Annotated in this window: 12 protein-coding genes; 5 read left to right on the forward strand and 7 right to left on the reverse strand. The window is 41.3% G+C overall.

Annotated features, from left to right (window positions below; translation table 11 throughout):
* Nucleotides 1–269: 269 nt before the first annotated feature.
* Nucleotides 270–2,201 carry a ribosomal protection-like ABC-F family protein gene (gene abc-f, locus LN995_RS02305; protein ID WP_229957994.1) on the forward strand — a complete coding sequence of 644 codons (1,932 nt, stop codon included), beginning with the start codon at nucleotides 270–272 and terminating at the stop codon, nucleotides 2,199–2,201.
* A gap of 808 nt (nucleotides 2,202–3,009) precedes the next feature.
* Nucleotides 3,010–3,951, forward strand: a complete 942-nt coding sequence (locus tag LN995_RS02310; RefSeq protein WP_229957996.1) for a mechanosensitive ion channel family protein — start codon at nucleotides 3,010–3,012, stop codon at nucleotides 3,949–3,951.
* Between the two features lie 58 nt (nucleotides 3,952–4,009).
* Here the strand turns inward: LN995_RS02310 and LN995_RS02315 are convergent, their stop codons facing one another.
* From LN995_RS02315 to gltB, 5 genes are all read right to left on the reverse strand, one after another.
* On the reverse strand, nucleotides 4,010–4,489 hold the full coding sequence (locus LN995_RS02315) for a DUF4126 family protein (protein WP_229957998.1): 480 nt from the start codon (nucleotides 4,487–4,489) through the stop codon (nucleotides 4,010–4,012).
* A 117-nt stretch (nucleotides 4,490–4,606) separates the two neighbouring features.
* A complete protein-coding gene (locus LN995_RS02320) occupies nucleotides 4,607–6,043 on the reverse strand; it encodes a sugar MFS transporter (RefSeq protein ID WP_229958000.1) in 1,437 nt (478 codons plus the stop codon).
* A 309-nt stretch (nucleotides 6,044–6,352) separates the two neighbouring features.
* Nucleotides 6,353–7,396 (reverse strand): ferredoxin--NADP reductase, encoded by a 1,044-nt coding sequence (locus LN995_RS02325; RefSeq protein ID WP_229958002.1) that lies wholly within the window; start codon nucleotides 7,394–7,396, stop codon nucleotides 6,353–6,355.
* A 182-nt stretch (nucleotides 7,397–7,578) separates the two neighbouring features.
* Complete coding sequence (locus LN995_RS02330) at nucleotides 7,579–9,039, reverse strand: glutamate synthase subunit beta (protein ID WP_229958004.1); 1,461 nt, start codon at nucleotides 9,037–9,039, stop codon at nucleotides 7,579–7,581.
* A complete protein-coding gene (gene gltB / locus LN995_RS02335) occupies nucleotides 9,039–13,544 on the reverse strand; it encodes a glutamate synthase large subunit (protein WP_229958006.1) in 4,506 nt (1,501 codons plus the stop codon). The genes LN995_RS02330 and gltB overlap by 1 nt, the downstream gene beginning before the upstream one ends.
* Before the next feature lie 551 nt (nucleotides 13,545–14,095).
* On the opposite strand from gltB, the gene LN995_RS02340 reads away from it, so the two are divergent.
* A complete protein-coding gene (locus tag LN995_RS02340) occupies nucleotides 14,096–15,436 on the forward strand; it encodes a phenylacetate--CoA ligase family protein (RefSeq protein WP_229958009.1) in 1,341 nt (446 codons plus the stop codon).
* 45 nt (nucleotides 15,437–15,481) lie between these two features.
* Here LN995_RS02340 and LN995_RS02345 read toward each other — a convergent pair whose 3' ends face one another.
* A complete protein-coding gene (locus LN995_RS02345) occupies nucleotides 15,482–16,564 on the reverse strand; it encodes an FUSC family protein (RefSeq protein ID WP_229958011.1) in 1,083 nt (360 codons plus the stop codon).
* A 618-nt stretch (nucleotides 16,565–17,182) separates the two neighbouring features.
* Nucleotides 17,183–17,992 carry an SDR family oxidoreductase gene (locus tag LN995_RS02350; protein ID WP_229958014.1) on the reverse strand — a complete coding sequence of 270 codons (810 nt, stop codon included), beginning with the start codon at nucleotides 17,990–17,992 and terminating at the stop codon, nucleotides 17,183–17,185.
* 379 nt (nucleotides 17,993–18,371) lie between these two features.
* On the opposite strand from LN995_RS02350, the gene LN995_RS02355 reads away from it, so the two are divergent.
* Nucleotides 18,372–19,358 carry a M4 family metallopeptidase gene (locus tag LN995_RS02355; RefSeq protein WP_229958016.1) on the forward strand — a complete coding sequence of 329 codons (987 nt, stop codon included), beginning with the start codon at nucleotides 18,372–18,374 and terminating at the stop codon, nucleotides 19,356–19,358.
* 32 nt (nucleotides 19,359–19,390) lie between these two features.
* On the forward strand, nucleotides 19,391–19,711 hold the full coding sequence (locus LN995_RS02360; RefSeq protein WP_229958018.1) for a protealysin inhibitor emfourin: 321 nt from the start codon (nucleotides 19,391–19,393) through the stop codon (nucleotides 19,709–19,711).
* The last annotated feature ends 115 nt before the right edge of the window (nucleotides 19,712–19,826 follow it).

Consider the following 19,826-nt stretch of genomic DNA (forward strand, 5'->3'; position numbering starts at 1 on the left):
AATGTAAAAAAACGTGTTAAAACACATTTAGTTTTCACTGTCCTCAGTTGAAACTAATAGGCTCGAATAGCTTGGCTCTACAACTTTCTTTCATAAAGCTGATATTTTATCAGCTTTATGAAAGAATAATTTAATTAAATTAAAAGATAGCTAGCACTTTGTCAATTGTTTTGGGGTTTATATTATAGGCATTGGAGGCAAAACTTTCAAAAGATGCCATTCATTTAAAATTATAGTAACTTTGTTGTTTACTGTAGTAAACGTATTGCATGATATCCATTAATAATCTTGATTTTCATTTTGGCAGCCGCCCCATGTATGAGGATGCCAATCTGCATATAAAGCCTAAAGATAAGATAGCCCTTATCGGTTTAAACGGTACAGGTAAATCTACCTTGCTGCGTATTATTGTAGGGGAGTATAAACCTGATGGTGGCAGCATTCAGATGAGTAAGGAAACCACTATTGGCTTTTTGAACCAGGACTTGCTAAGCTATGAAACCCATGAGAGTATCCTCTCTGTGGCCATGCAGGCTTTTGAAGAAGCGGTAAATTTGCAAAAGGAAATTGACCAGGTGCTGGTGGAGTTTGAGAATAACTATCGTGATGAGTTGGTGGACAAACTGGCGCATCTGCAGGAGCGGTTTGAGGTGTTGGGCGGTTACACCATGCAGGCTGATGCTGAGGCTATACTGGAAGGCTTAGGTTTTAGTACAGAGGAATTGCAGCAACCATTAGCTTCTTTCTCTGGAGGATGGCGTATGCGAGTAATGCTTGCTAAGATTCTTTTGCAAAAGCCTTCGCTACTTTTGCTGGATGAGCCAACGAACCACCTGGACTTGCCATCCATTAAGTGGCTGGAGTCTTACCTGGAGCGTTTCGAAGGAGCAGTGGTTATTGTGTCGCACGATAGAGAGTTCCTGGACAGGACGACCAACATTACCGTAGAAGTATCGAATAGCAAACTGAATTTGTATGCTGGTAATTATAGCTTTTATGTAGAAGAGAAGGAATTGCGGAACGAGATACAGAAAGGAGCTTATGAAAATCAGCAGGCACAGATACGACAGGCAGAGCGATTTATTGAGCGTTTTAAAGCTAAAGCCACAAAAGCAAAGCAGGCGCAAAGCCGCCAGAAAATGCTGGACCGCATGGATCGCATAGACGATGTGGCTCCGGATGCGGCTAAAGTGAATTTTAGTTTTAAATTTAATACACAGCCAGGCCGCTACATTCTTCGCCTCGAGCATATGAGTAAGAGCTACGGAGATAAAGTTATTTTCAAAAATACCAATGTGCACATAGAACGTGGTGACAAGATCGCCCTAGTCGGTGCTAATGGTAAAGGTAAATCTACTTTGCTGCGTATTATTGCCGGAACGGAGCCTATCAAAGGAAATCGTGAACTGGGTCACAATGTCATTCTGTCTTTCTACGCGCAGCACCAACTGGAGTCGCTTAATGTAGAAAATGAAATGCTACAGGAACTGCAGCAGGCAGGTTCTAATAAGACAGAAGTAGAACTTCGTACTTTATTAGGCTCTTTCCTTTTTACTGGTGATACAGTATTTAAGAAGATTAAGGTGCTTTCTGGAGGGGAGAAGAGTAGGGTGGCCTTGGCTAAAACGCTTATTTCAGAAGCAAACTTTCTGATGCTGGATGAGCCAACCAACCACCTTGATATGCAGTCGGTTAATATTCTTATTCAGGCACTGGAACAATATGAAGGTACTTTTGTAGTTATTTCCCACGACCGTTATTTTGTAGAGAATGTGGCTACAAAAATCTGGTATATAGAGGATTATCAGTTAAAAGAGTATCCTGGCACATATGCCGAGTATGAGCTGTTTATGGATAAACGGGAGAAAGAGGAAAAGAAAGCAGCTGCTAATACGCCGGTTCCTAAGCAGGATGAGCCAAAACAACAACGTGAGAAAAGTGAACTTTCGCAACTTTCCAATCAGTTAAAGCAGGTTAACAGGCAGATAAAAGATGCAGAGAATGAAGTACAAAAGCTGGAACAGAAATTAGCCAATCTGGAAACTGAAATCGCTGACCCTAAAATATATGGTGATGTAACACTCCTGCAAGAAAAAACAGAGGCTTTTGACGCTGTTAAGAAAGAACTGGATGTTGTAACAAAAAAATGGGAGAGCCTGATGCTGGAAGTTGAGGAATTGGAAGAAAAGATGGCTGATTAATCTGAGCTATAATATTCCTTCTTTATTTCATCTTTAAAAAGCACGAATAGCTAAAGCTATTCGTGCTTTTTTTTGACCGGGTTAAAAGTTGTTGTAGGATTTAAGCTCAAATAAGTATCACCTCTCATACTGTTCGACCCGTATTAGTAACTGTTTAGCGTTTCATATTGTGTTGTAAATCAGTGTATTTTATATGCAATAAAGTTTATATAATTTTTAATATATTTTATTTAAAATATATTAAAGCTTTTCCTTTTTAATGGGAATAAAATAACATAATATTGTATAAACATTTTGAACAGGAGAAGTAATGTCTGTTGTAAAATTTAATTTTACATTTAGCAGGGGTACTAAATGTTATTTTATTTAGGTAAATTTATGCCTACCTGCTTTTAATCTAATAGTTGTAAACTAAAATTACATGTTTATGAAAAAGCTTTTATCTCAGTTACTGGTTTTTGTCTTTTTAATGGCTCTTTTTGCTTCTTGTCAGAGAGAAACTTGCCCTGCTTACAGCAAGAATTACAAGCCTGCCAAAAAGCTTACTTTCTTAAGTACCAGAACTCGTTAATAAAGAAATTAACGGGCCAGGTATCTTCTCCTGCTTCTTTTATAGCAAGTAGTTGCATGACCAAACGTTGCCTGCTTGCTTGAAAGTAAGAACCTATTATTAGTAGTAAATATTTAAGCTTCTTAAGTTATTCTAAATGTTCTTATTTACTAAAGTTCTCTCTTCTGCTTTAGTAAGTTAGAATAATCCTTCTGTTCTTGTCAGGTACTGCTTTATCCAAACAAGAATTATGCTCGTATGCAGAACATAAAAAATGTTTACATGCGTAAGATCGAGCATTGGGTTGAGGAGGTACTAGGGCTGCAAACTGAAACACAGGAGAACATCTTCTTATCTGTTGTTGTACTATTAGGGCTGTGGTTACTTAGCAGGCTTTTATTAAAAATAGCATCTCGTAGAGAAACAGATTCCCGTAAGCTTTACCGATGGCGGAAAACGACAAACTACATCGTTACTGGCCTTGGTATCGTGCTTTTAGTTAATATCTGGTTTAACGGTTTCCAGTCAATAGCTACGTTCTTAGGTTTACTTTCTGCAGGACTTGTTTTAGCTCTTAAGGAACCCATCATGAACATGGCAGGCTGGGCATTCCTGATTTGGAAGCGGCCTTTAAGAATAGGTGACAGGATAGAGATTGACGGTTATAAAGGTGATGTTATAGATATAAGACTGTTCCAGTTTACGCTCAACGAAATTCATAACTGGGTAAATGCAGATCAGGCAACAGGACGTGTTGTCCATATTCCCAACGGACAAATTTTTACAAGACCTCAGGCAAATTATAGCTATGGCTTTCCTTTTATATGGAATGAGCTACATGTGCGTATAACTTTTGAAAGTGACTGGCAGGAAGCAAAGGCTATATTGATTGAGATAGCCAATAAATATTCTGAAGAGTTGAGTGAGGACGCTCAGTTAAGAATAAAGAGAGAAACACAGCGGCATCTTATATTCTATAAAGATTTCAAACCTAAGTTATATACAGAAGTACGTGAATTCGGTATTGAAATTACTGTACGTTATCTCTGCAACTTAAGTCGCCGCCGGGAAAGCGAGAACCTGATATGGGAAGACATTCTAACTAATTTCATCGCTTCTCCTGATATACAATTTGCCTATCCGACTACACGCTTTTATCAGGCTCCCGGAGATCAAACACAATCTACAGCAGACAAGTAGAGTATATTTTAATATAATTCTTTAACTGTCTGGTGTAGTCATGTTATGCTTATTTTTTTTAGATATCGCTTAAACTTGCACCTGCTTTTACTACTAGGGCATCTTCTATAGCTCCGAAAACAGGGTCAGCGACACCGGTTTTTTGGGTAAGATACTTTCTAATATAAAAGGCTGCATAAGATGCTGCTACAGCACCTGTTGCCCCTACTAAGGCTCCTTTCCAAAAGGCATCGTTCTTAGCTTTGAAAACAACCGCGCCAACAAAAGCTCCCGATAACCCACGTATGCTCAATGCAGATGGCATAATGCGATCGGGAGCAGAAGGCACTTTATCTCCTGCCATTTCAGCTGCAGAAATTACCTTAAGTATGGATGCCACATTACTGTATTGCATGTATTTTAATGGTGAGCCTTCCAGAGCAGAGGAAGAACTCTGGACAAGTGCATTACTGAGCATTGCCGGTGCTGCAAGTGAACGCATTCCTGCTACGGCTCCTATGGATAAAGCTTTCAAATAGTGATCTGGTATTTTTTTCATAGTCTTATGCTGTATAATTGCTGGCTTCTTATACGGTATACAACTATTTTCTGTCTATAAAAAAGTCCTTAAGTAACTTCTTAAGGACCTTTGCTCTTATGAACAGCCAGCTGTTGGTTATGCTGTTTGCGATGAGGCTTTTGGTTTATAGCCTATAAAACCATAGTAAAGAATATAAGCATAACATGCCATTGGAATCAGGAAAGATAGTTGTAGGCTACCCGTAATATCAGCAAAAAGCCCCTGCAATGGCGGAATAATGGCACCACCAACTATAGCCATTACAAGAAGCGATGACCCTTGACTGGTGTGAACTCCAAGCCCTTTAATGGCAAGGTCAAAAATAGTTGGGAACATAATAGAATTAAACAAGCCAATAGCTATAATAGACCACATAGCGAGGCGCCCTTGTGCAAATGTTCCGATCAGGAGCAGGATGATAACACTGGTGGCATATAAACCTACGGTTCTGTTAGGTATAAATCTACCTAAAAGCAACACAATAAAATTAACGGCTACCAGACCAATAATAATAATTGCCTGATCAATTCCATAAATACCGTAAACAGTTAAGAAAGTAACAAGGCCTATTACAGCCATAATAATATATTTTAAGCTGTTGTTTTTGAACTGAGCCAAAGCCACTGCACCAAAGAAACGGCCAATCATTGCACCTCCCCAGTAAAAAGCAAGAAAGTGTTTGGCTTCCGCCTCATCCAAGCCAGCTATATGTGGGAGCTTCAGGTAGTTGATTATAGAACTGCCCACTGTTACCTCACCACCAACATACATAAAAATACAAATGATACCGAGTACTAAATGGCGGTACTGCAAAGCGCCTGCTCCAGATGAAGGATTGTTTTCTTCGCCTGTAAGGCCAGGAAGTTTAGCTACTTTAATAAGTACGGCTATAAGCAGGAGTGCTGCGGCAAGCCCTATATAAGGAAGCTTTACTGAGTCGGCACTTACAGTAGTACTAACCTGTTCAAAAATAAGGTAACCACCAATAATAGGGGCAATCGTTGTACCAAAAGAGTTTACCGCTTGGGTTAGGTTCATCCGGCTCGAGGAAGTTTCAGGAGGACCAAGAATAGCTACATAAGGGTTAGCTGTAATTTGTAATACCGTTATACCAGAAGCCAGAATAAAAAGAGCCAATAAGAATAGGCCGTAACTGTGGTAGTCTGCAGCAGGATAAAAAAGCGTACAACCTATAGCGGCTACAACTAACCCTATTATAATACCATTCTTGTAGCCGATTTTCATAATCGGGTCACCTTTGGTGACAGAGAAAATAAAGTAAAGGAATGAAATAATAAAATACGCCCCAAAGAAAGCAGTCTGAATAAGCATAGCCTGCCAGTTCTGTAATGTAAATACTTCCTGCAGTTTAGGAATCAGGATATCATTCATACAGGTGATAAAACCCCACATGAAGAAAAGCATGGTAACTATAACTAAAGGTCCTGTATAACTGGCTCCGCTGCTGGTCATATTTTTATCAGCAGAAGAGCTTCTTGGGCTTGTTTTAGGACTAGGTGAAATTCCGGCCATTAGAACGTAATTATTAGATGATTTGAAGCTTTATTTATTGATAATGAAATGAAAACGTATTTTTCTAAAGTTAAAGGTAGTTTAAGCTAATCTTTTAAGTACTAACACTAGTAAGGGTTTAAACATCAAATTTAAGTTATTAATATTAAACGGAGCGCAATTTTTTATTTGAATGATAGTGTTAGAGCATAATAGAGTAGGGGCTTTTAAAAGGAGCCAGGGCAACAACTGTTATTCCTAAATGGTGACTGCTTAATACTTGAGCAAGTAAAAGCAACCAAAGATGTTATTTATGAGGAGTACAATAGTTTAATAAATGTCCAGTACTACATCTCCATCAACAGGATGGCCAACACAGGTAAGAATCAACCCTTGGGCTAAATCCTTTTCTGTGAGTACTTCATTATATGACATCCAGACTTTACCTTCTACACATCTGGCCACACAGTTGCCACATCTTCCTGCTTCACAGCTATAGGGTAAGCTAATGCCTTCGTTTCTGGCTGCTCTTAGAATAGTATGAGGGTATTTAGCACTAAAATTGTACGTGTTCCCTCTGAACCTGGCTTCAACCTGGTGTGCGGCTGTATCTGGTGGGGCAACTTTGGGTACGTTTCTCTCAATGGCAAAACTTTCCCTTCGGATATTTTCCAAAGGAACATCTATCTGGCGAAGGCTATAAAAACACATGCGCATATAATTTAAAGGACCACAGATGTAGAAGAGCGCGTTTTCGTAAGGGGCAACCGCATAACTACGTACCAAAGTCTGCAAGAGGTCCTTATAAAGCCTTGCTCTGGTTAAGTCTGCTGCATTGCTGTACAAGTACTCAATCTGGAACCTGTCAGGGAATTCAGCGGCTAGTTTTGATAGTGTGTCCAGGTAAATAGCTTTTTCTATGGAACTGTTGCTGTAAAGTAAAACTACTGCTACATCAGGATGGCTGTAAAGCAATGTTTTTAACAGAGATATAATAGGGGTGATGCCACTACCTGCCGCGAATAAATAAACCTGTTTATAGGAGTTGTTATCTTCCGGTAGTGTAAAAAAACCGCCGGCACCAGAGGTTAATACCTGGTCACCTACTTTTGCCTTATCAATTAAAAATCTGGAAAAGGCACCATTCTCGATTCGTTTTACACCAATAGAAAGAGGTTCATGTAAGGCTGGCGAGGAGGTAATAGAGTAAGACCTTCTGATTTCGCTACCAAGACTATGATGGAGCAGCGTTAAGTACTGCCCAGGCTTATACTTTATTCTGTCTGCATCATTTTCCTTGAAAAAAAAAGTTTTAAAATCTTTAGCTTCTTCTTTTATATCACTTATTGTTAAGGTCTTTAAATCAGAGGTCATTCCAGTTAATATTGTTGTTTCTATATATTACGGAAGATAAAGCAATTTAGCTTTGCTATCTGCTAGATTTTGATTTTAGTTATTTGAGAAGAGGGGTTTCAGCTTTAAAAGTGAAAACATTTAGAATCTGAATTAAAGAGGAGTACAAAAAAAGGCCACTCATTTGAGTGGCCTTTCTGAAATTATTCAGCAGCTAACTTGAACTTGGAAAGTTCCTTGGAAGGTAAATCTGAATTACCCATCAGGTACATATCCACTGCACGTGCAGCTTCTCGTCCGTCAGAGATAGCCCAGACTACCAGCGACTGCCCTCGGCAGGCATCTCCGGCAGAGAAAATACCCGGAATGCTTGTCTGCCACTCATTCAGCTTAAAGTTACCTCTGCTGTCTAACTCAAAGTCGAAGTTAGGCTGGAATGCATCATGCTCCGGACGCTCGTAACCTATGGCTATAAGTGCCAGGTCACACGGAAGTATTCTTTCGCTATCAGGCTTCTCTGTATACTCTTTTGCGTTTTTCCAATCAAGTTCAACTACTTTAAGGCCTTTCACAAAGCCATTTTCATCGGCAATAAATTCTTTAGTTAACCAGCCATAACTTCGCTCACAACCTTCTTCATGAGAACTTGAGCTAGTATAGATCATGGGCCATTCAGGCCATGGGTTGTGTGGCAAACGGTCTTTTGATGGCATAAATCGGTATTGTAGCTGACTTACCGACTCTGCGAACTGGCGATTAGCTGTACCCACACAGTCAGAACCTGTGTCTCCTCCTCCGATTACCAACACATGCTTATCCCGCGCATTAAGATCAACTTCCTCTGGTATAGTTTTGCCTGCTACCTTCCTGTTCTGCAACTTAAGGTACTCCATGGCGAAGTGAATTCCTTTTAAATGACCACCAGGAATTGGCAGTGGTCGTGGCTTGGTTGAACCAATGCACATAAGTACAGCATCGTACTTTTTGTACAGTTTCTTTAAGCTAACATCTTTGCCAATCTCCACACCCAGGCGGAAGCGAACCCCCTCTTCTTCCATAATGGCTATCCTGCGGTCTATTACCCATTTCTCCAGCTTAAAGTCTGGTATACCATAGCGAAGTAAACCTCCGGCTTTGTCGTCTTTATCGTAAACATCTACCTGGTGGCCTGCTTTGTTAAGCTGGGCTGCGGCTGCCAAACCTGCCGGACCGGAACCAACTACGGCTACTCTTCTGCCTGTTCTTTCTTTTGGAGGTTCAGCTTTAACTAATCCTAGCTCAAAAGATTTTTCAGCAATAGATTTTTCAATATGCTCAATGGTAATTGCCGGCTTATTGATAGATAACACACAGCTGGCTTCGCAGGGAGCAGGGCAAATTCTGCCTGTAAATTCAGGAAAGTTGTTTGTGCTGTACAAAATTTGCGCAGCGCGTTCCCATTCACCTTCGTAAACGGCATCATTAAAATCCGGTATAAGGTTTCCTAACGGACAGCCATTGTGGCAAAAAGGAACGCCGCAGTCCATACAACGGGCTGCCTGCTGTTGTGTTTTTTCTTCCGGAAATGGTTGATATATCTCTTTTGAATCGTGTACTCTTTCTTTTGGATCGCGTGGTGCTGGCAATTCGCGGTCATACAGCAAAAATCCATCTACTTTTCCCATTACGCAACTACTTTTAATATTTCACTTTCTTTTACTTGCATGACTTTCTTAAGATCATGCGGCATTACTTTCTGGAAGAACTTCTGGCTCATGTCCCAGTTTTGCAGCAACTCTTTAGCAAGTATGCTACCAGTATAGTTGTAATGCTCTTTCAGCTTCTGCTCAATCCAGGCAAGGTCTGCATTCTCAGGCTGCTCTATGTCGACCATATCCAGGTTGCATTGTTCCGGAAAATCATTTGTCGGGTCATATACAAAGGCCATACCTCCACTCATACCAGCGGCAAAGTTTTTACCAACCGCTCCTAAAACAAGCACTTTACCGCCTGTCATGTATTCGCAGCCATGATCTCCAACTCCCTCTACTACAGCCTCTGCACCTGAATTCCGAACACAGAAACGCTCACCAGCCATTCCATTAATATAGGCGTTACCTGAAGTAGCCCCATATAGTGCCACGTTACCTGTGATAATATGTTCATGAGGCATGTAACTGCTTTCTGTAAATGGCTGTAGGATAAGCTTACCGCCAGAAAGCCCTTTGCCTAAGTAGTCGTTTGCTTCGCCCACCAGGCGGAATGTAAGACCTGGAGCAAGGAAAGCCCCAAAAGTTTGTCCGGCAGAACCATGAAACTCAGCATTGAAAGTGTCTTCTGCTAATCCCTTTTTACCATGCTTCTTCGACACTTCATAAGAAAGCATAGCGCCAACAGATCTGTCAACATTTATGATGCGGTATTTATGAACTTCAGAGCTTCCTAAGTTATAGTCCTGGATTAACTGTTTGTCCAGAACTTTATCTATTTCATGATCTTGCGAAATCTGGCAATAAGTTCCAACATTGGCTGGTACCGCTTCATGATACAAGATAGGAGACAGGTCCAGGTTCTTCAGTTTCCAGTGGTTCAGGTCGTTTCTTACTTTGAGTACATGAGATTGGCCAACCATTTCATTTACTGTCCGGAATCCTAAAGATGCCATTACCAATCTTAATTCTTCGGCCATAAAGGTGAAGAAATTAACCAGGTGATCAGGATTCCCTGAGAACAACTGACGTAACTCAGGGTTTTGTGTGGCAATACCAACCGGGCAGGTATTAGAGTGGCACTTACGCATCATAATACATCCTTCGACAATTAATGCTGCTGTTGCTACACCGTATTCTTCTGCACCTAATAAGGTTGCCACTGCCAGGTCATAGCCATTCATCAGCTTCCCATCTGTTTGCAGCACCACACGGCTACGCAGGTCGTTTTTAACAAGTGTCTGGTGCGCTTCTGCCAAGCCAAGCTCCCAAGGCAGACCCGCGTGCCGGATAGAGCTAAGTGGGCTTGCACCTGTACCACCGTCAGCACCTGATATCATAATCGCATCAGCTTTTGCTTTCGCCACACCAGCTGCTATGGTACCAACACCTGCTTCAGCCACCAGCTTCACATTGATTCGTGCATTGGGGTTCGCATTTTTAAGGTCAAATATTAATTGCTTTAAGTCCTCAATAGAATAAATATCGTGGTGAGGAGGAGGGGAAATCAGGCCAACACCTGGTGTAGAGTGGCGCACTCTTGCAATCCATTGGTCTACTTTATGGCCTGGCAGCTGCCCGCCTTCTCCAGGCTTGGCCCCCTGAGCAATTTTAATTTGTATTTCATCTGCATTAGCAAGATAATGGCTTGTTACCCCGAAGCGTCCGGAAGCTACCTGCTTTACCGCAGAACGTTCAAGGTCGCCATTCTCTTTCATAATATAGCGGGCCTCATCCTCACCACCTTCACCACTATTGCTTTTACCACCAATTCTGTTCATGGCAATAGCCAATGTGCTATGTGCTTCATGAGAGATAGAACCAAAAGACATGGCCCCGGTAGCAAAACGCTTTAAGATATTCTCTACAGGCTCTACCTCTTCCAGTGCAACTGGCTGGCGTTTACGGAACTCAAACAGGTTACGCAAAGTGATAGCAGACTCCTGATGCTTGCGCACTCTTTCTGAGTATTTATTATATAACTGCTGATCGTTTAGGCGGGTAGATTTCTGCAGCAGGTGGATTACATCCGGATGCAGTAAATGTTCTTCTCCGGTGCGTTTCCACTGGTAAAAACCTCCCATTTCCAGAATACCGTTTGTAGCTCCGAAAGCTGTTTGATGTTTAGCAAGACACTCTCTCTCCAGGTCTTCAAAGTTCAAGCCTTCTAAACGACTTACAGTACCTTTAAAGCATTTCTGTATTACTTCCTGGCCAAAGCCTAAGCATTCAAAAATCTGAGCGCCCTGGTAAGACTGCAGCGTACTGATACCCATTTTAGAAAGAATTTTCAGCAAGCCGTTTCCTACAGCGTATATAAAGTTTTCGCTGTAATGAGAGAAAGGTAAAGTAGCATCTAACTTACCTTGTTCCAATAAACCCTGAATAGTGTCATACACCATGTACGGGTAAACACAGCTGGCTCCATATCCAATAATGGTAGCAAAATGATGCGTTTCCCAAACATCTCCGGCTTTAACTACAAGGCCTGTTTTAGTTCGTATCCGTTTTTCGATCAGGTGATGGTGAACAGCACCGACAGCCAGAAGAGATGGTACAGCAGCTTTTTCAGCACTTATAGCTCTGTTAGAGATAACAAGAAACTTTTTGCCATTTTTAACTGCTTCTTCTGCTTCATCGCAGATTCTGTCTAACGCTTTTTGCAGAGAGCCAGCTTCGTGAGTAGAGAAGGTTGAATCTAAAAACTGATAATCGTATCCCTGCTGTTTCAGGTTAAGAAGTTTATGAAATTCTTCATGGCTCAGCACAGGCTGTGAAATATGCACCTGTCGCGTATGCTCCGGCGTTTCATCCAAAACATTCAGAGACTCACCTAAACGGGTAAACAGAGACATTACCAGCCTTTCCCGGATAGAGTCTATCGGTGGATTACTAACCTGTGCGAACTGCTGCTTAAAATAGTTGGAAATATGCTGTGCCTGGCGCGATAGAACAGCCAGAGGCGCATCAGATCCCATGCTTCCCAAAGGCTCTTTACCTCCTACAACCATTGGCTGAATAATCATCTTAAGATCTTCAGCAGTATAACCGAATGCTTTTTGTTGTCTTCTTAGTTCTTCTGCCTGCACAGGAGCCAGTGAAAGTTCCGGGTCGGCATTATCATGAAGCTTTATTCTGTTTTGTATAATCCAATCATAATATGGTTTGTCATCGCAAACCATTTTTTTGATTTCCTCATCAAAATAAATTTTATTCTCCTCTACATTAGCTAGTATCATTTTGCCAGCCTGCAGTCTGCCCCTTTTAACAACTTCTTTCGGGTCTACAGGTAGTGCACCTGTTTCTGAAGCCATTACCAAACGGCCAGTACTGGTGATGCAGTAGCGGATAGGGCGCAGACCATTACGGTCCAGTGTGGCACCGATTTGTGTGCCGTCTGTAAAGAACAAGGCAGCAGGGCCATCCCATGGCTCCATCAGTGAAGCATGGTATTTATAGAATGCCTTACGCATCGGGTCCATCTGCTTGTTGTTCTGCCAGGCCTCCGGCACCAACATCATCATAACATGAGGGAGTGGCCTGCCAGCAAGGGTAAGCAACTCTACCATGGCATCCAAGTTAGACGAGTCTGAGTTTTCAGGGTCAGTAATAGGAAGCATCCATTGCATTTCCTCTTCAGTGAAAAGAGCAGAAGACATTAAAGCTTCTTTAGACTTCATCTTGTTCACATTCCCTTTAATGGTATTGATCTCGCCATTATGTGCAATAAAGCGGAAAGGTTGTGCCAGTTTCCAATTAGGGAAAGTATTCGTAGAGAAACGGGAGTGAACAACAGCCAGGGCAGATTTAAAATCAGGATGGCGCAGGTCATGGTAATATTTCTCTACCTGATCTGTTTTCAGCTGTCCTTTATAAATAACGGTGCGTGAAGAAAGGCTAACCATATAGAAGGTGCCATTCTCACCTGCAACAGTTTTCTTTATTTCACTTTTGATAAAGTTGCGCAGCACAAAAAGCTTACGCTCCAACTCTTCGCCTCTGATAGATTTATCAACGGGCTGAATAAAAACCTGCTCAATATAAGGTTCTACTGCTTTAGACTCATGGCCAGGCACCTGGCTGTTTACCGGAACAAGACGATAGCCTAAGAGCTCAAAGCCAAGTTTGCGGGCACATATATTTAAGGTTTTCCGGCAGTTTTCCCTCACCTCATATAAAGAAGGAAAGAAAATCATGCCAACACCATAGCTGCCTGCCTCTGGTAAGCGAATGGCAAATTCTTCTAATTGTCTGCTGAAGAATTCGTGTGGTAACTGTACTAATATCCCAGCTCCGTCTCCTGTTTCAGGATCGCTACCTGTGGCCCCCCGATGCTCCATGTTGGTAAGCATAGTAAGTGCATCTTTCACTATAGAGTGAGATTTACGGCCGTTCAGGTTAACTACGCATCCTACTCCACAGGAATCATGCTCAAATACTGGTGAGTAAAGTCCTTTTTGTGGCAAAATATCTTTATTCATCTATTAGATAAATTCTGGTTAATTAAAATTGTTAGTCTGTTTTTGAAGAGTGGGAACCACTAAGTTAATCATAAATTTTCAAAAATACTACTAAGGAAGGCGCTGGTGTAGTATTTTATACAATAGCCTGTTGTTAAAAACTAAAAAAAAAGACTGTTTTCATAATAAATGGATAATAGCTTATGATGGCACAACACTTCACTGACTTATTGTGTTATTTTGATCGCAGATTTTACCGCGTCTGAAACCGAACCGTGGAGGTGAAAGTTGAGTTTCTGATAAATAAACCTAAACACAGCTAGATAAATGCTAAAGGAGGTTAATAGGTTCCTGCTGTATGCTAATAATATCTTAAGCCTATTGAGTATTTTGCAATTAGGTTTTGTTGGATAAGAGAGCGTATCTTTGGTATCATCTAATGTTGTGATAGCTTTTTAGTTGTTTTGATGAGTGAATAGTAAAGCGATTGTTAGCTTTGTTGCTTCTTAACATTGTTTCTTTCCTGCAAAGGCTGTTATGCATTTTATACTTTTACTTACTTAAAAACTCCAATGCTTTTTAACCCCGAGATCGAGCGCCTTCCTATTGAAAAGCTTAGAAAACTACAGAATGCTCTTTTAAAAGAGCAGATACAATATTTATACAGCCGAGTGCCCTTTTACAGACAAAAGTTTGATGAGGCAGGTATTGCTCCGGGAACGTTTAAAGGTTTAGAGGAACTGCATAAGCTTCCTTTTACCAGAAAAAGTGACTTTCGTGACAACTATCCTTTTGGACTGTTCGCAGTTCCGCAAAATGAAGTTGCGCGGCTGCATTGCTCCAGCGGAACAACAGGAAAGCCTACTGTAGTGGGATATACTGCTGCTGATATTAATATTTTTTCTGAGGTTGTAGCCAGGTCACTGGCTGCTGCAGGCTGCAAGCCTGGTATGATGCTTCATAATGCTTATGGCTATGGTTTATTTACAGGGGGCTTAGGGCTTCATTATGGAGCAGAAAAGTTGGGTATGACGGTGGTGCCAGTTTCTGGAGGGATGACAGAGCGGCAGCTCCGTTTACTGCAGGATTTCAGGCCGGAGGTTATTTGCTGTACACCTTCTTATGCGCAAACGCTGGCTGAGGAAATGAAAGAAAGAGGAATCCCCAAAGACGCTGTTAACCTTAAGTATGCCATTCTGGGGGCCGAACCCTGGACAGAAACTATCAGGGAACAAGTGGAGAAAGGGCTGCAGGTGCAGGCTACCAATATCTATGGTCTTAGTGAGATTATAGGACCGGGCGTGTCGCAGGAGGATGTAGAGGAGCGGGGATCCGGGAGTTATATATGGGAAGATCACTTTTACCCGGAGATAGTGGACAGAAATACAGGAGAACCTGTAGCTGAGGGCGAATACGGAGTACTTGTGCTGACAACACTCACTAAAAAAGCGAACCCAATCATCCGCTACTGGACAAACGATATCACTAATATTTATTATGATAAATCTGCTAAGCGTACGCATATTAAAATGGGACCTATTATTGGACGTTCCGATGATATGCTGATTATTAGGGGAGTTAACTTCTTTCATACACAGGTAGAAGACGTAATACGTGATATTGAGCACGCAAGTCCCAACTATCAGGTAATTGTAACCAGAAAAGGAACACTGGATGAGGTGGAGGTAAATGTAGAGGTAGAGGAAAACCTGTTGAGGGAACTGGGGCTAGAAATGATAAACAGGGAGATTGTTTTGCAAAATGAAAGCCTGCAACAGCTAGAGGGGAACTTCACAAGAAAGATAAAAGAAAATATTGGTCTTAATATTAAAGTGAACCTCATGGGCTACGGCCAGCTACCTAGAAGCGAGGGAGGAAAGCTAAGCCGAATTATGGATTTAAGAAATATTTGATGGGTAATTGATTTATAAACAGGTATTTAAGCTTATATTCTATAGTTAGGCTTTAGGTTCTTCCTTTATTGGGTTCTGCCTTTCTGTTTCCGCAACTATGCGGCTAAGGTCGGTCAGGACGCCGCCTACATCACGTAAGGTTTCCAAAGACGAGATACCTTTAAGGTCCGTCAGGCAGTGAGCCTGCTCTGCACGAGCTTCCTGAATAGCTTTTTTTAGTCTCGATAAGTTTATTTCAGAAGAATCCACAATAGTTTGACCAAAAGTAGCGATGCAATTTGCTGTAGCTTCCATAGCTACTTTAAACTGCGCAATGTTGGAATATTCTTGTTTAAAGACCGGGTTTAGTTGTAAATCAGCTAAGCCTCTGCGAATGCCCCTGATCTGAACCGTAATGTGTTCCAACTTAGTGACACTTACAGATAAGCGCTTAATTCGGGTTCGTTCGCGGGTTAAAAGAGGATTGTATTTCAGGCTTTGTTCTGCCAATTGTAATGTCTGGTGGCAGTTGTCGGTTTCTTTTACGAGGGCATCTACTTCAGATCGCCCTGTTTTTCTTTTACTGCCATGATCATCTAACAGGGTATTCAGACTTTTTAGTGTAGTAGCAGAAAGGCTACTAAAGGTCGTAATGCTGCTTTTAACATCTGGTATGGCATTCTTAGGTACAATCAAAGCGTTTAAGATTACGGCTATAGTTGATCCTATGATCGTTTCAATAATTCTGGCAAAAGCATATCCCTCCTGTGTCTGACCAAAGGCAAGAACTAAAAAGGAACTGATGGCCACCTGCGATATTATCTGCGGGTTCATGCGCAGTGCCTTCGAAATGCCCATTCCGATTAATATCACCAAGAAAATAGATATTGCTCCAATCTTAAACCAATGCCCCATCAGCATACTGATCATCACTCCGCCAACTATACCGATAATGCGTTGCGTGGCTTTTTCTACAGAATCAGCTACTGTAACCTGTACTGTTAGTATGGCTGCTAAGGCAGCAAAGTAAGGATACTCCGCATGTAGTAAGCTAGTAGCCACAAACCACGATATGGCAGCAGCCAGAGCTGTTTTCAAAATTTGAAGCGTAAGCCCAAATCGGGCTAGTGTTTCTGCAGTCCTGTTCAAGTAGATGTTTTAATCTAATTAAAGCTTTCTTTTAGTTTATATCAATCTAAAACAACAAAGCTACTACAATAACATAAAACTGACAGAGCATTATTCTGTTCATTTTTAGTCAACTCATTTATTATTCTTTTTGCTGAAATGTTAAAGATATAGTACTCGGTCTGTAGTATAACTTGTTGTATCGTTTTTTTTATCGGCTTGTCTTGCTGAGATTAAATTTTATTTGCTGATACAGAAGGGCTTGCTCTTCAGTTAAAGGAACAGAAAGTTTAGTAGCGTATAAAGTTACAGATACTATTTAATTTATAAGGTGATAAACCAGAATGGGCTGAATTGCCGTTGTTATAGATAAACCAGAAGATGCAAACTTAACAGCTTTTCTGCACCAGTTTATAAATAGTGCAAGCTTAAGTTATGTCTCAGCTTTTCGCGCATTAGTTGCTTCCAGAGATGGGGTAAATCCTGAATTAACGGCAGCAGATATTGGTGCTTTACTGAATAATTAACCGCAACGATGGTGAGATAAAAGTAAATGCCAGGTACATAATTTTGTACCTGGCATTTACTTTTATCTTATCGAATAATACCTAGACTAGTGAAAGTAAAGAGTTATAGAACTTAGTCCATAAAGGATGGGTATAGCACCATTCCACCATCCACATAAATGGTAGCGCCAGTTACATAATCAGCCTCGTCAGTTGCGAGCCATACAGCAACTTTTGCAATGTCTTCAGGTTCTCCGATGCGACCATATGGTATTTGAGACAGCATCTTTTGTTTACCTTCTTCTGAACCCCAATCTTGTTTGTTGATGTCTGTTTTTATGGCACCGGGCGAGATGCTGTTAACCCTGATTTTGTAGCTGGCAAGTTCCTGAGCCAATGTTTTCATCATCATCATAACGCCTCCTTTCGCAGCAGTATAATTTACTCTGCCTTCCCACGGTATTATATCATGTACTGAGCTGATAAATATGATTTTACCTGCTGCTTTTGAAATATCTTCTTTAATGCCAGTATCTACAAACTCCTTTGCTGCGGCTTTGGCGCAAAGAAAAGGTCCTGTTAAGTTAGTGCTGATAACTTTCTGCCATTGGTCGAGTGTCATGTCCAGCAGGGGAGCATCGTCCTGAATGCCTGCATTGTTGACCAGTATGTCTATAGTGCCGAAAGCCTCTTTGGCCGTGGAAAAAATCTTCTGCACATCCTCTTCTTTAGATACATTCGCTTTTAATGTGACAGCTTTACCACCCGCTTCTTCTATTTGCTTTTTGGTATCGTTGGCTCCTTCCTCATCGGAATGATAGTTTATCAGAACTTTGGCTCCTTCCTTGCCCATAGCTATGGCAATACCCTGGCCGATTCCGGAACTGGCACCTGTTACAATGGCTACTTGTCCGTCCAGGCGTTTTGTGTTGCTTGTTTTCATGGTTTGTTTTAACTTAAGTATCTGAATTTGTTACCCTGTGTACCTTCGAAAGGTTCTTAAATAGCAAAAAAGATTTGGTCTCTTTCTGTTATTTCATATATAGCAAAATCTGTTTTACTTATAACAGGAAAAGTGCTAAAGTATTATTATAGATAACAGGCTTACTTGCTTTGCATTAGCCGGGCAACCTATTGCTAAAAAACAGGTATGAAGTCTGATAAGCAGCTTTACCTTTTTTCGGACCTATATCAGCATCATTAAACAAACTAAACTTTTTATGTGTCAGCAAAACAAACCCCACCGCCATTCCATTTTTTGTATTTTGCCACCCTATATTCTGCGATCTATTGCTGAAAATGGCAGTAAAGAGCAGCGTTCTATGGCACTGCACGTTTTAAGTGGCGACACCACATTCCGTAGCCTGAGAGCAGTACCTCGCTTTGCTGCCGAATTGATAAAGAAAAGGCCCTTGGCTTTTATGCTGGCTGGTGATAAACAACGCACTATCTTCAGTGCTAATAATGCTCAGGCATTACCCGGTGTAATAGTAAGGGCCGAAGGCAGCCCTGCAACTGGCGACCCAGCTATAGATGAAGCCTATGATGGCCTCGGGCTTACCTACGACTTCTTCTGGAATGTCTTTAACAGGAATTCAATTGATGATGAAGGAATGCCGCTTAATGGTACGGTGCATTTCGGTGCTAACTATTCAAATGCCTTTTGGGATGGTCAGCGCATGGTGTTTGGTGATGGGGATGGAGAGCTTTTTAACAGGTTCACCATTTCACTTGATGTAATAGCGCATGAATTGGCGCATGGAGTAACTGAAGATGAAACCCAACTTATTTACTCCAGTCAGTCAGGAGCTCTTAATGAGTCTGTTTCTGATGTTTTTGGTAGTTTGGTAAAGCAATATGCACTGAACCAAACGGCAGAAGGGGCTGACTGGCTGATTGGAGCGGGCTTATTTACAGATAGAGTTCAGGGCGTGGGAGGTAACCCTGCTGTGTTGAGGTCTATGAAGGAACCTGGCACTGGTTACGATGACCCTGTATTGGGACGGGATCCACAGCCAGGGCATATGGATGATTTTGTAAATACCTTTGAAGACAATGGCGGGGTTCACATCAATTCCGGCATACCTAATAAAGCCTTTTATCTGGCAGCAACCAATATTGGGGGCTACGCGTGGGAAAAAGCTGGTCGTGTGTGGTACGAGACCCTGCTTGATTCACGCTTAAGGTCTAATGATAAATTTCAGCGCTTCGCACAGTTAACTGTAGAAAACGCAAAGCGATATAAAGTAGAAGCTGAGGTGTGTGATGCCTGGACAAAAGTTGGTATATCAGTTCCTATGATAATATAATTTAGAAAGAGTACTGCTTATATCCCTACGTTATGAAAATATATTTTAAACCTGAAGGAGGGTTTGGTTTCTTCCCTGGCTTAAACAAGGCTTTGGAAATTAACTGTGAGAGCTTGCCGGCAGATGAAGCGTCTCATGTAGAGAATTTAGTATGTGAGGCAAACTTCTTTGACCTGCCGGAGCCAGCTCCAGTGCCAGTACGTGGAGCTGATATGAAGGAATATATTATCAAAGTAGAAGATAAAGGCCGTCAACACATGGTTAAGCTTACTGATCTGGAGACAAATCAATATTTAAGGGACTTGCTTACTTATCTGACTAATAAGCAGAAAGAAACAAGATCAGGTTCTTAAGCTTTAAGGCCTAAGTTGAGCGTGTTTATGTCAGCACAGCGTGTTAACAGAAGTTTATTATCTGATTAAATGACATAAGTGCTATTTCTTTAGAGTTAAGCTAAAAATTAGAGGA

Source organism: Pontibacter silvestris, from assembly GCF_020907275.1.
Lineage (GTDB): Bacteria > Bacteroidota > Bacteroidia > Cytophagales > Hymenobacteraceae > Pontibacter > Pontibacter silvestris.

Coding starts and splice junctions, on each gene's coding strand:
- LN995_RS02325 (WP_229958002.1), bottom strand. CDS start 7,396: ATGACCTCTGATTTAAAGACCTTAACAATAAGTGATATAAAAGAAGAA.
- LN995_RS02330 (WP_229958004.1), bottom strand. CDS start 9,039: ATGGGAAAAGTAGATGGATTTTTGCTGTATGACCGCGAATTGCCAGCA.
- LN995_RS02350 (WP_229958014.1), bottom strand. CDS start 17,992: ATGAAAACAAGCAACACAAAACGCCTGGACGGACAAGTAGCCATTGTA.
- LN995_RS02340 (WP_229958009.1), top strand. CDS start 14,096: ATGCTTTTTAACCCCGAGATCGAGCGCCTTCCTATTGAAAAGCTTAGA.
- LN995_RS02355 (WP_229958016.1), top strand. CDS start 18,372: ATGGCACTGCACGTTTTAAGTGGCGACACCACATTCCGTAGCCTGAGA.
- LN995_RS02360 (WP_229958018.1), top strand. CDS start 19,391: ATGAAAATATATTTTAAACCTGAAGGAGGGTTTGGTTTCTTCCCTGGC.
- LN995_RS02320 (WP_229958000.1), bottom strand. CDS start 6,043: ATGGCCGGAATTTCACCTAGTCCTAAAACAAGCCCAAGAAGCTCTTCT.
- gltB (WP_229958006.1), bottom strand. CDS start 13,544: ATGAATAAAGATATTTTGCCACAAAAAGGACTTTACTCACCAGTATTT.
- LN995_RS02310 (WP_229957996.1), top strand. CDS start 3,010: ATGCAGAACATAAAAAATGTTTACATGCGTAAGATCGAGCATTGGGTT.
- LN995_RS02315 (WP_229957998.1), bottom strand. CDS start 4,489: ATGAAAAAAATACCAGATCACTATTTGAAAGCTTTATCCATAGGAGCC.
- abc-f (WP_229957994.1), top strand. CDS start 270: ATGATATCCATTAATAATCTTGATTTTCATTTTGGCAGCCGCCCCATG.